Annotated in this window: 10 protein-coding genes; 6 read left to right on the top strand and 4 right to left on the bottom strand. The window is 65.1% G+C overall.

Annotation, left to right across the window (positions count from 1 at the left end):
- The 3 genes from VL752_RS15860 to VL752_RS15850 form a co-directional block, all read left to right on the top strand.
- Positions 1-1,587, top strand: a 1,587-nt coding sequence (locus tag VL752_RS15860) for an SEC-C metal-binding domain-containing protein (RefSeq protein ID WP_325356830.1), incomplete at its 5' end; no start/stop codon positions are given.
- A 125-nt stretch (positions 1,588-1,712) separates the two neighbouring features.
- The gene (locus VL752_RS15855) at positions 1,713-2,156 is read left to right on the top strand and encodes a carboxymuconolactone decarboxylase family protein (protein WP_325356829.1); all 444 of its coding nucleotides are present in this window, start codon (positions 1,713-1,715) and stop codon (positions 2,154-2,156) included.
- Positions 2,153-3,055, top strand: coding sequence for a sigma-70 family RNA polymerase sigma factor (locus VL752_RS15850; protein ID WP_325356828.1), 903 nt, complete (start codon positions 2,153-2,155; stop codon positions 3,053-3,055). Before VL752_RS15855 ends, VL752_RS15850 begins: the two co-directional genes overlap by 4 nt.
- On the opposite strand, the gene VL752_RS15845 is transcribed toward VL752_RS15850, so the two are convergent.
- The 4 genes from VL752_RS15845 to VL752_RS15830 form a co-directional block, all read right to left on the bottom strand.
- The gene (locus VL752_RS15845; RefSeq protein WP_325356827.1) at positions 3,056-6,235 is read right to left on the bottom strand and encodes an efflux RND transporter permease subunit; all 3,180 of its coding nucleotides are present in this window, start codon (positions 6,233-6,235) and stop codon (positions 3,056-3,058) included. It abuts the gene before it with no gap.
- Between the two features lie 10 nt (positions 6,236-6,245).
- Positions 6,246-7,421, bottom strand: coding sequence for an efflux RND transporter periplasmic adaptor subunit (locus VL752_RS15840; RefSeq protein ID WP_325356826.1), 1,176 nt, complete (start codon positions 7,419-7,421; stop codon positions 6,246-6,248).
- A gap of 260 nt (positions 7,422-7,681) precedes the next feature.
- Positions 7,682-8,260 (bottom strand): GbsR/MarR family transcriptional regulator, encoded by a 579-nt coding sequence (locus tag VL752_RS15835; RefSeq protein WP_325356825.1) that lies wholly within the window; start codon positions 8,258-8,260, stop codon positions 7,682-7,684.
- A gap of 123 nt (positions 8,261-8,383) precedes the next feature.
- Complete coding sequence (locus tag VL752_RS15830) at positions 8,384-9,277, bottom strand: cation diffusion facilitator family transporter (RefSeq protein ID WP_413788772.1); 894 nt, start codon at positions 9,275-9,277, stop codon at positions 8,384-8,386.
- A gap of 189 nt (positions 9,278-9,466) precedes the next feature.
- Between VL752_RS15830 and hisF the strand changes: the two genes are divergently transcribed.
- The 3 genes from hisF to VL752_RS15815 form a co-directional block, all read left to right on the top strand.
- The gene (gene hisF / locus VL752_RS15825; protein WP_325356823.1) at positions 9,467-10,234 is read left to right on the top strand and encodes an imidazole glycerol phosphate synthase subunit HisF; all 768 of its coding nucleotides are present in this window, start codon (positions 9,467-9,469) and stop codon (positions 10,232-10,234) included.
- 11 nt (positions 10,235-10,245) lie between these two features.
- Positions 10,246-10,749 carry a phosphoribosyl-ATP diphosphatase gene (locus tag VL752_RS15820; protein ID WP_325356822.1) on the top strand — a complete coding sequence of 168 codons (504 nt, stop codon included), beginning with the start codon at positions 10,246-10,248 and terminating at the stop codon, positions 10,747-10,749.
- Positions 10,746-12,349, top strand: a 1,604-nt coding sequence (locus VL752_RS15815; RefSeq protein ID WP_325356821.1) for an adenine deaminase C-terminal domain-containing protein, incomplete at its 3' end; no start/stop codon positions are given. The genes VL752_RS15820 and VL752_RS15815, both read left to right, overlap by 4 nt.

Below are 12,349 nucleotides of genomic sequence, written 5' to 3'. Positions count from 1 at the left end.
CTGCACCGCCGCGGCCAGCCGGTTCTGGTCGGCACCGCCTCGATCGAGAAGTCGGAAGTCATCGACGCCAAGCTCAGCGACAAGAAATACATCCGCGAGACCGGCAAGCAGCTGGTCGCCCGCGCGGAAAGCGTGGAGAAGGACGAAAAGACCAATGCCGAGGCCAAGGCGCAGGCCGAACGCGACCGCATCATCGGCGCCTATCTGGTGGAACTGTCGGCCAGGCCGGTGCCGATCCCCCACACCGTGCTCAATGCCCGCTATCACGAGCAGGAAGCCTTCATCGTCTCTCAGGCCGGCGTGCCCGGCGCGGTGACCATCGCCACCAACATGGCCGGCCGCGGCACCGACATCCAGCTCGGCGGCAATGTCGAGATGCGGATCAAGCAGGAACTGGACGGCATCACCGACGAGCAGGGCCGCGCCCGCGAGATCGAGCGCATCAAGGCCGAGGTGGCCGAGAACAAGCAGAAGGTGCTGGCCGCCGGCGGCCTCTACATCATCGGCACCGAGCGGCATGAGAGCCGGCGCATCGACAACCAGCTGCGCGGCCGTTCCGGCCGCCAGGGCGACCCCGGCCATTCGCGCTTCTTCCTGAGCCTCGAAGACGACCTGATGCGCATCTTCGGTTCGGACCGGATGGGCGGCATGCTGCAGCGGCTGGGGCTCAAGGAGGGTGAGGCGATCACCCATCCCTGGATCAACCGCGCGCTGGAAAAGGCGCAGAAGAAGGTCGAGGCGCGGAACTTCGACATCCGCAAGAACCTGCTGAAATACGACGACGTGATGAACGACCAGCGGCGCGAGGTCTATGCCCAGCGCCGCGAGTTCATGATGCTCGAGGACGTCTCGGAGGTTGTGGCCGAGATGCGCAACGAGGTCATCGCCGGGATCGTCTCCCGCCGCATTCCGGAAAAAGCCTTCGCCGAGCAGTGGGAGACCGAGGCGCTTGCCGAGGATATCGAGCGTCTTCTCGGCCTGCAGCTGCCGATCCAGGATTGGGGCCGCGAGGAAGGCATCGACGAGACCCATATCCGCGAGCGGGTGGAGGAAGCCGGCAACGCGCTGATGGCTGCCAAGGCCGCGAATTACGGCCCCGAACTGATGCGCATGGTCGAGAAGTCGCTGCTGCTGCAGACCCTGGACCATGTCTGGAAGGAGCATCTGCTCAATCTGGACCATATGCGCCAGGGCATCGGGCTGCGCGCCTATGGCCAGCTCGATCCGCTGCGGGAATACAAGTCCGAGGCCTTCGCGCTGTTCGGCGGCATGCTGGAGGATCTCAAGGAGCGGGTGACGGCGACGCTCGCCCGGGTCGATTTCACCCAGCCCCAGGAGCCGCCCGAGCCGCAGCCCCGGCTGATGTTCGAGAACAATCCTGAGGAAACGCTGAACCAGAGTTTTGGCTTGGGCTTTGGGGCGGCCGACGGCGCGGCGCTCGCCAGCACGGCGTTGGTGGCCGAGGCGACCGAGGGCGCGACCTCGCTGGCAGACCTGCCGGAGGATTGGCGCGCGACACCGCGCAACGCCCCCTGCCCCTGCGGCTCGGGCAAGAAGTTCAAATACTGCCACGGGCGGCTGGCGTAACCGACGCCCGCTAACCAGGGGATAACAAACGGCTCCGCTTTCGGGGCCGTTTTCTTTTGCGGCCCACCGTCACATCCGGCTCCGCTGCTTCGTCTTGGGACTGAAACCCAAGAGGAGTAACCTGAATGGAACCCCGTCTCGATTATTTTCACGCCGCCCCCGAGCCGATGAAGGCGATGCTGGCCCTGGAAAAGGCCGCCGTTACATCCGGACTCGAGAAGAGCCTGATCGAGCTGGTGAAGACGCGCGCCAGCCAGATCAACGGCTGCGCCTATTGCATCGACATGCATACGCGGGACGCGATGAAGGACGGCGAGACGCCGACGCGGCTTTTTCTGCTCGACGCCTGGCGCGAAGCGCCCTTCTATACGCCCCGGGAACGGGCGGCGCTGGCCTGGACGGAGGCGCTCACCCTGATCGCCCAGACGCATGCGCCGGACGCGGATTACGCAGCGCTGACCGAACAGTTCTCGGAGGCGGAGATCGTGAAACTGTCTCTTCTGATCGCCACCATCAATGCCTGGAACCGGCTCGCCATCGGCTTCCGGGCGGTGCCTGCCGGGACATGAGGATCGACGAGGGAGCGGCTGCGATCTTCGCGCCGCTCCGTGCCGACCTCATCGGGCTTGCCTATCGCATGACGGGCAGCCGAGCCACAGCCGAGGATATAACGCAGGATGCCTTCCTGCGCTGGGCCGCCACCGACCGGGCGACGATCGACAGCCCGCGTGCCTGGCTGCTGAAAGTCACCGCGCGGCTGGCGCTGGATCACCTGAAATCCGCCCGCTCCCGGCGGGAGATCTATGTCGGCCCCTGGCTGCCCGAGCCGGTGCTGGAAAGCGAGGAGGCACCGCAGGAGGCCGAGCACGCGCGGGCCGAGACGCTCTCCTTCGCCTTCCTCCTCACCCTCCAGCGCCTCTCGCCTGCGGAGCGCGCGATTTTCATCCTGCATGATCTGTTCGACACGCCCTTCGCCGAGATCGCGGCCCTTCTCCAGCGAAGCGAGGCCGCCTGCCGGCAGCTTGCCGTGCGGGCGCGGGCGCATCTGGCCGAGGACAGGCCCCGTTCGCCTGTGCCGGAAGAGGAACGCGCACGCATGACCCGCGCCTTCCTCGCCGCAAGCCAGGGCGGAGACGAGGCGGCGCTCAGGGCGATGCTGGCGGCGGATGTGGTACTGCATACAGATGGCGGCGGCGTTCGCCCGGCTGCGCGCAACCTCATCCGGGGGGCGGCCCGCGCCGCGCGCATGTTTGCGGGCCTCGCGCGCAAGCGCATGGGCGACCCCGCCCCGCTCCTGCATTTCGGCCGCATCAACGGTCTGCCCGGCTATGTGACGCTGGAGCCAGACGGGCTGCCGCAAGCGACAGCGCTCGAGATCGCAGAGGGCCGTATCACGGCCATCTACATCATCCGCAATCCAGAGAAACTGGGAACGATCGCCGCAACCCTCGGGCTGCGGCTCGGCTGATCAGTCCCCGTGGCCGGGCGTGGGCTCGGCGGCGGGCGGCGCTTCCTCGCCTTCCGGCTTCTTGGTCCCGCGCAGCCATTCGTCGAAGCGCTGCAGCACGATGAAGAAGGAGGGCACGAAGAGCACGGCAAGGCAGGTCGAGGCCGCCATGCCGCTGAAGACCGTGATGCCGATGGATTTGCGCGAATTGGCGCCCGCGCCCGTCGCCATGATCAGCGGCACCACACCCAGCATGAAGGCAAAGGAGGTCATCAAGATCGGACGGAAGCGCGCATGGGACGCATCCCGCGCGGCATCCAGGATGGAGCGGCCGGCCATTCGGTGCTCGCGCGCCACCTCCACGATCAGGATGGCGTTTTTCGCGGCCAGCGCGATCAGCAGCAGAAGACCGATCTGAACATAGAGGTTGTTGTCGACACCGAGCAGCCCGAGCACGAGGCCCGGCCCGATGAGGGCCAGCGGCACTGCCAGCAGCACCGAGACCGGGGTGACCCAGCTTTCGTACTGTCCGCAGAGCACGAGATAGACGAGGATGAGCGCGAAACCGAAGGCATAGACGATCTGCCCGCCCGCCGCCTTCTCCTGATAGGACATCGCCGTCCAGTCATAGCCCGTGCCGCGCGGCAGATTATGGGCCGCAACTTGATCCATCAAGTCCAGCGCTTGCCCCGAGCTGAAGCCCGGCGCATTGGCGCCGATGACCGTCGCCGAGGGGTAGAGATTATACAGGCTGATCAGAGACGGCCCGACGGTCGGCTTGATCTTCACCAAGGTGCCGACCGGGATCATCAGCCCGTCCTGGCTCTTCACGTAGAGATTGTTGAGCTGGTTGATACCGAGCCGGAATTTCGAATCCGCCTGGGCATAGACCTGAAAGGTGAGGCCGAATTCGTTGAACTGGTTGATGAAGGTGGAGCCGACATAGGAGGAGATGGTCGAGAAGACATCGCCGACGTTGACGTGCAGGCTCTCGGCCTTCACGCGGTCGATGACGACGTCATATTGCGGCACGTCGGCCCGGAACGAGGTGGTCGCCCGGGCGATGCCGGTCTGACCACTGGCCGCCTCGACAACCGTGCGGGTGATCGATTGCAGCTTCGCAAAGTCGTTACTGCCGTCACGCTGCTCCAACATCATGGTGAAGCCGCTGGCATTGCCGATGCCCTGAATGGCAGGTGGAACCAGCACATAGGTCTGCGCCGACTGAACCACCGAGATCGCCTTGGTGAGATTCTCGTAGATCGAGCGGAGATCTTCGCCCTTGCCGCGTTTGCCCCAGGGTTTGAGCATCACATAGTTGACGCCGGCATTGGCGAGCTGGGCGCTGTTGTCGATGACCGAAATGCCGCCGATACCGATGACCTGCTGCACGCCCGGCACTTTCTCGGCGAGAGCGGCCGTCTGCTGCAGCACCTGGCTGGTACGGCCGAGCGAGGCGCCGTCCGGCAGCTGCACGCCCATGATGACGTAGCCTTGATCCTCGATCGGCAGGAAGCCAGTGGGCAGGCGCGCGATACCCCAGACGGCCCCCACGATCATGATGAGCGCGACGATGGCCGAGAGACCGGCATGATTGGTCATGTGCCGAATGATGCCGGCATACCAGCGGGCGACGCCGTCATAGCCGCGATTGAAGCCGCGAGAGAGAAAGTTGCGCTGCTCCGGCGGCTTCGGGACGCGCAGGAAAAGCGCGCATTGCGTGGGCGTGAGCGTCGCCGCGTTCATCGCCGAGATCAGCGCGGTCGCAGCGATGACGAGGGCGAACTGGGCATACATCTGGCCGGTGAGCCCGGGCGTGAGCGAAGCCGGGATGAAGACCGACATCAGCACGAGTGTGATGCCGACGATCGGGCCGAAGAGTTCCTTCATGGCCTGGATGGCGGCGGCGCGTCCGGGTAGCCCGTGTTCGAGCTGCTGGGCCGAGCCTTCGACCACCACGATGGAATCGTCGACCACGATGCCGATGGACAGCACGATCGCGAAGAGGGTGGAGAGGTTGATGGTAAAACCTAACGCCGCCATGGCGGCGAAGGCACCGATGACGGTGATGGGGATCGTCGTCGCCGGCACCAGCGTCGCGCGCCAATCCTGCAGGAAGACGAGGATGACGATGAGGACGAGAATGCCGGCCTCGATCAGCGTCTTGTAGACCTCGTCGACCGAGGCGGTAACGAAGAGCGTGGTGTCGAAGGGAATGCTGTAGGTCAGACCCTGCGGAAAATTCTTGGCCAAGGTCGCCATGGTCTTCTTGACCTCGTTGGCGACCTGGAGGGCATTCGCGCCGGGCTGCTGGTAGATGGCGATGCCGGCCGAGGGTTTATTGTTGAGCGTGAAGGTCTGGGCGTAATTCTGCGCGCCGAGTTCGATGCGCGCCACGTCCCGCACCCGGGTGATAAGCCCGCCTGTCCCCTGCCCGCTTTTCACGATGATGTCGCCGAACTGCTCCGGCGTTGTCAGCAGGCCCTGGATGTTGATCGTGTACTGGAAGGCTTGGCTCGAAGGTGCGGGCGGTGCGCCCGTCTGCCCGGCCGTGACCGCCTGGCTTTGGCTTTTTACCGCATTGATGACATCCGCCGGGGTCAGCCCGCGCGCTTTCAGCGCGTTCGGGTCGAGCCACAGACGCATGGCGTAGGAGCCGGCACCGAAGACCGCGACATTGCCGACGCCGGGCAGGCGCGCCAGCACATTGGTGATGTTGATGCCGGCGTAGTTGCTCATATAGAGGCTGTCGTACTGGCCGGTGGGCGAGGACAGCGTTACGATCTGCAGGATCGAGGTCGATTTCTGCTCCACGACGACGCCCTGCGCCTGCACCGAAGCAGGCAGCTGCGCGAGCGCGGCGGAGACACGGTTCTGCACCAGAACCTGCGCGAAGTTCAGGTCCGTGCCGATCTTGAAGGTCACCGTCAGCGTATAGGAGCCGCTGCTGGTGGAGGACGACTGCATATAGAGCATGTCCTGCACACCGTTGACCTGCTGCTCGATCGGCAGGGCCACGGTATCCATCAGCGTTTCGGCGCTGGCACCGGGATAGGTCGTCGTGACCTGGACGGTCGGCGGCACGACGTTCGGATATTGCGCGATCGGCAGCCCCAGCATCGCGACGAGGCCGACGAGCACCACGACAATGGAGAGGACGTTCGCGAGAACCGGCCTCTCGATGAAAAATTTCGAGAACATTCGCGCCCCCTTACTGGGCGCTGTCGATGTCAGCGGGTGCGGTCAAAGGCGCGGCGGTTTGCGGCGCCACCTTCTCGCCTGGGATGGCGCGCTGCAACCCGTTGACCACGACCTTGTCGGTCGCGGCGAGGCCTTTGTCGACGACGGTCAGCCCATCGACCACGGTACTGGTGGTGATGCTCTTCTCCTGCACGGTGTTCTGGTCGTCGACGACGAGAACATAAGAGCCGCCCTGGCCCGAGCCGATCGCCGTCGACGGCACAAGAAGGGCGTTCTGGTCGACGCCGAGGGGCACCTGCACGCGCACGAACATGCCCGGCAGCAGCGCCACATCGGTATTCGGCATCAGCGCACGGGCCGTCAGCGTGCCGGTATTGGCATCGACCGTCGGCGCCACATAGTCGAGCTGGCCGACATGCGGAAATCCGGTCTCGGTCTGCAACCCGATCGCAATCGGAACATTGTGGACATCGGCAAGCGTCTTGCCCATGGCCTGAAGCGCCGCGCGGATCCGCTGCACGACGGGCTCGCTGAGCGAGAAGTAGACGTAGATCGGCTTGACCTGGACGATCGTGGAAAGCTTCGTCTTCTCCCCGCCGGCTCCGACCATCTGGCCGACGGAGACGAGATGGGTGGAGACCTGGCCGTCAAACGGCGCCTTCACCTGGGTATAGGAATAGTTGATCGCGGCAAGCTGAGTGCTGGCAATGGCATTGTCGACATCGGCCTGGGCGGCATCGCGCTTCGCCTGCGCATTGTCGAGGTCGGCCTGGGAATTGACGTTCTGCGCGCGCAGCTGAGCCTGGCGATCATACTGCTGCTGCGCCTGAACGAGATTGGCTTGCGCGGCGGCCTGCTGCGCCTGCGCCTGCTGCAGCTGGGCGAAATAAGGCGGCGGTTCGATGGTGAAGAGTGTCGCGCCGCTTTTGACCATCGCGCCGTCTGTATAGTTCTGACTGTAGAGAAAGCCCTGGATACGGGCCACGAGATCGACCGAATTGAGCGGATCGACCGTGCCGGTCGTCTCGAGATGACGCCGCACGTCATGCACCAGCGGGGTCGCAACGGAGACCTCCGGCGGCGGGGGCGCCACGTAGGTGTTGCTCTTCTTACAGCCCGTGAGCGAGACACCGAGGATAAGACCGGCGATGCAGGCCGACCGGGGAACAACGCCGTGTAACGCCATGATCTTTTTTCGATCTCTTCCGGAAATGACCCATCGGATGGTCGTTTCTAGAAGCATTTCAAGGCCGTCCGCAAGGCTGATTCGCCTTGGAAACCACCCGGCCTCCCCGGGCTCCGTTCGGTTCAGATGATTCGCTCCCGCGATTCACTCTGAACCGATCAGACCCTAGTGAGAGGCAAAGAGTTTGAGCAGCAGAGCGCCGAGCCCGCACAGCGTGACGAGGGCCGCATAGATTCCGAGCAGCCAGAGACGCCGCGCGGTCATTCCTCAACTTCCTCTTCTTCGAGGCCGCGCCCCTCCTCGGGGGTGTAGCCGCCGTCCGCGCGAGACTTGTCACCTCGGCGGCCGATCAGCGGCAGGCGGTTCTTGAGTTCGAGCAGTCGGACGACACGGCCGCCGAGGCGGATGAGTTCGATCAGCTGATCGGTTTCCAGCTTCTGGATATCCGTTGACCACTTGGTGATCAGTTCCAGAAGATCGTGCATCTGGCGCATGCGCTGATAGGCATGCTCCTCAGCCGGGCCGCTTGAGTTGTCCAGAAGCAGGTCGCGGAGGATGGAAAGCGTAGGGTCCAGCTCGCGCCGCCGCCGCTCCTCCGCCAGGATACGGACGATTTGCCAGACATCATCGGGCGTCGAGAAATGCTCGCGCCGGTCCCCGGGGAGATGTTGCAGCCGCACCAGCCGCCAGGATTGGAGTTCCTTCAGCCCCATGGAGACGTTGGAGCGGGAAAAGCCCAGTGCCTCGGCGATCTCATCCGCGGGCAGCGGGCGGGCGGAGAGGAAGAGCAGTGCGCAGATCTGGCCGACAGTGCGGTTGATCCCCCAGCGGCTTCCCATTTCTCCGAAATGCAGGACGAAGGCTTGCGTGACAGGCGATAGTTCCAAATTTCCAAACTCTCAGTCTTGTCCGAATTCCCGCCCGATCCTCGGCATATCGGGCGCGCCGCCCGCCGGGCAGGGCTAGATGACGTCCTCCGGCGCCAACCGGCAGGCCACCTCCCCGTCGATCTCGATCTGCAGGGTGGAATGGCCGATCCGGAAGCGGCTGTGCAGATGCTCGCACGTTTCGCGCAGGAAGACATCCCCAGGGTGGTTGCCCGGCATGACGAGGTGGCCGGTGAGCGCAGTCTCGGTCGTGCTCATGGACCAGATGTGCAGGTCGTGCACCTCGCTCACGCCGGGGAGCGACCGCAGGTAGCCGCGCACCGCGGCGGCATCCACCCCGTCCGGCACGGCGTCCATCGTCATGCTGAGCGACTGGCGCAGCAGGCTCCAAGTGCCCGCGACGATGACGATCGCGATGATGATCGAGACCAGAGGGTCGATCCGGTTCCAGCCCGTGACCGAGATGAGCAGGGCGGCCACCACGACGCCGACCGAGACCAAGGCATCGGCCAGCATGTGCTGGAAAGCGCCACGGATATTGATGTCACCCTTGGAGCCTGAGGCGAAGAGCCAGGCGGTCACGCCATTGATCACGATGCCGACCGCGGCCACGATCATGACCGTGACGCCCGCGACCGGCGCCGGGGTGACAAGACGCTCCACCGCCTCGAGCAGGATGGCGCCGGTGGCGAGCAACAGCAGCACACCGTTGGTGAGCGCCGCCAAAATGGTCGAACGGCCGAGGCCATAGGTGAAGCGCGCGGTCGGCGGACGCCGGGCGAGCACGGTCGCGAGCCAGGCGGCCCCCAGGCCCAGCACGTCCGTCAGATTATGGGCACCGTCGGCGAGCAGAGCGACCGAACCGCCGAGCAGGCCGAAAACGACCTCGGCGACCACGAATCCGATATTCAGGATGATGCCGATCAGGAAGGCGCGGCCGAAGCTGGCCGGAGCATGCACATGGCCCATCCCGCCATGGTCGTGGTGATCGTGGTCATGGTCATCATGGTCATGGTCATGGTCATGGTCATGGTCATGGTCGTGGTGCTCGTGCATGGCGGTCATCGCACCGCCTCTCCCGGCCTTTTCACCGATGCTTTCCCTTGCGCGATGCCCGGTCCTTGCTCAAAAGACAGGCACCATGACAAGTCCGATCCCATGCTGAAGCTCCGTGTCATCCCCTGTCTGGACGTAAAGGACGGGCGGGTCGTCAAGGGTGTCAATTTCGTTTCTCTCCGTGATGCGGGCGACCCTGTCGAGCAGGCGGCACTGTATGACGCCGCCGGCGCCGATGAGCTCACCTTTCTGGACATTACCGCAAGCCACGAGAACCGCGATACGATCCTCGATGTCGTTTCCAAGACAGCCGAGCGCATCTTCCTGCCCTTGACGGTGGGCGGCGGCATCCGCTCCACCATCGACATGCGGCGCCTGCTTCTGGCGGGTGCGGACAAGTGCAGTATCAATTCAGCCGCCATCTCCCGCCCCGAACTGGTCTCCGAAGCTGCCGAGAAATTCGGCAATCAATGCGTTGTCGTGGCAGTCGATGCGCGCACGGCGGGCCCGGGACGCTGGGAAGTCTACAGTCATGGTGGGCGCACGCCCACGGGACTGGATGCCGTCGCCTGGTGCCAGCGCATGGCGGTGATGGGGGCGGGTGAAATCCTGCTGACCAGCATGGATCGGGACGGTACCGGCCGCGGCTTCGATCTCGACCTGCTGCGCGCCGTCTGCAGTTCGGTCACCATTCCGGTGGTAGCCTCCGGCGGCGTCGGCTCCTTGCGTCATTTCGTAGAAGGCGCGCAGGCTGGGGCGACCGGCTTGCTCGCCGCCAGCGTCTTCCATTTCGGACAGTTCAAGATCGCCGAGGTCAAGGCCGCCCTGGCCGAAGCGCAATTGCCCGTGCGGCTGCCACGCGGCACCTGAGGACCAAGCCCATGCCCAAACCCGCCAAGCTTCCCGCCCGCGGCACCAAGGCCCGGAGCGAAAAGGAAAAGTCGCCCAAAAAGGCGACCGCCAAAAAATTGTCTGCGAAGGCGGCCCGGCCCGCCAAAACGGCCGCCCCGCTCCCCGGTCACGACGCGGCCGTGCTCGACCGGCTTTGGGAGACGATCGAAAGTCGGCGTCATGCGGACCCGGCTGTCAGCCACTCCGCCCGCCTGATGTCCCGCGGCACTGCCAAGATCGCGCAGAAATTCGGCGAGGAGGCGGTGGAATGCCTGATCGAGGCGGTGCGCGGCGCAAGCAAGCCCGCCCTCGTCGCCGAAAGTGCGGATGTGCTGTATCATCTGCTGGTTCTTTGGGTGGACGCGGGCGTCAGCCCCGATGAGGTCTGGGCCGAACTGACCCGGCGCGAAGGCGTCAGCGGCATCGCGGAAAAGGCGTCCCGCCTGCGCGCCTTGCGAGTTTCTCAATCCGTGGAGACGAAGAAGATCCCATGACGATCACCCGGTTTTCCGTCCCGGCGCTGTCCTCCGTCACCCGGCATCTGGCAGCGGTGGCACACGGAAGGGCGGCGCCCGATCTCGTCATCCGCGACGCCCGCATCCTCTCGACTTATTCCGAGCGGATCATTCCGAACCGTGAAATCTGGGTATCCCGCGGCCGCATCGCCGCCGTGAAGCCCGCCGGCTCCTGGCGCGGCGAGGGTGCCGCCATTTACGATGCGGCGGGCGGCATCATTGCCCCCGGCCTGGTGGACAGCCACGTCCACATCGAGAGCAGCCTGATCACCGCTTGCGCCTATGCCGAGGCAGCACTCCTCAACGGCACGACCACCATCTTCTGCGACAGCCACGAGATCGGCAATGTTCTGGATAAGGATGGCGTCGACTGGATGCTGGAGGATGCCCGCGCTGCGCCGCTGAACATCTTCCTGACCGTGCCGAGCACTGTGCCCGCGACCTCGCCCGAGCATGAGACGGCGGGCGGCGACCTCACGCCCGAGAAGATCGGGGCCATCTTCGACGCCTGGCCCGAAGCGGTCGGCCTCGGCGAGAAGATGGATTTCGTCCATGTCGCCATGGGTGACGCGCGCAGCCACGCCATCATCGCGGAAGCCTTGAAACGCGGCCGCCCGGTCAGCGGCCATTGCTATGGGCGGGAATTCGTCGCGGCCTATGCGGCGAGCGGCGTCACCGACACGCATGAGGCGATCGACCGCGAGATCGCGAATGATTTTCTCGAGGCCGGGCTCTGGGTCTTCCTGCGCGGCGGGCCGCCGACGACGCCTTGGCATTCGCTGCCCCAGGCCATCAAGGCGGTGACCGAACTCGGCGCCAATCCGAAGCGCGTCTGCATCTGCACCGACGACCGGGAGGCCGACGATCTCGCGATGTTCGGGCTCGACTGGGTGGCGCGGGAAGCGGTGCGCGCCGGGGTGAAACCCGAAGTCGCATGGTCCATGGGCTCGCTCCATGGCGCGACCCGGTACGGCATGGACGGCGAATTCGGCGCCCTCGGCCATAGCCGGCGGGCGGACATCGTGCTGCTGAACGACGATCTCGTGCCGCAAAGCACCTGGTATGGCGGCGTTCTCGCCGTCGATCATCGGAAGATCACGCCGGAACTCGACGCCCAGTTCGCAGGCGAGCGTTATGTCTATCCCAAACGCGCCTACGAGACGGTGACAATCCCGGGCGGGCTGACCCTGACACCCGCTCTGCCCACCGAGCCGGTGACGGTGAATGCGATCCGGACCGAACTGCCGGGCATCGTGCTGATCCATGATCAGGTCCGGCTTGACCCGGCCGATGGCGACTGGCCAGCCCAGTTCGACCTGCACGGCCTCTGCTTTGCCGCCGTCATCGAACGGCATGGCAAATCCGCCGGCAATGTCGGGCATGGGCTGCTGAAGGATTTCGGCCTCAAGAGCGGCGCGGTCGCTAGCAGCGTCGGGCATGACGCGCACAACATCATCGTCGCCGGCCGCACGGAAGCGGACATGCAGTTGGCCCTCGCCGCCGTGCGCGAAAGCCAGGGCGGGCTGGTGGTGGTAGACCAGGGCCGCGTGGTCGCGAAACTCGACCTGCCGATCGCCGG

It is taken from the genome of Acidisoma sp., from assembly GCF_035492295.1.
Taxonomy (GTDB): domain Bacteria; phylum Pseudomonadota; class Alphaproteobacteria; order Acetobacterales; family Acetobacteraceae; genus Acidisoma.
Note: the sequence above shows the minus strand (reverse complement) of the source record. Positions and strands in the feature narration are given on the sequence as shown.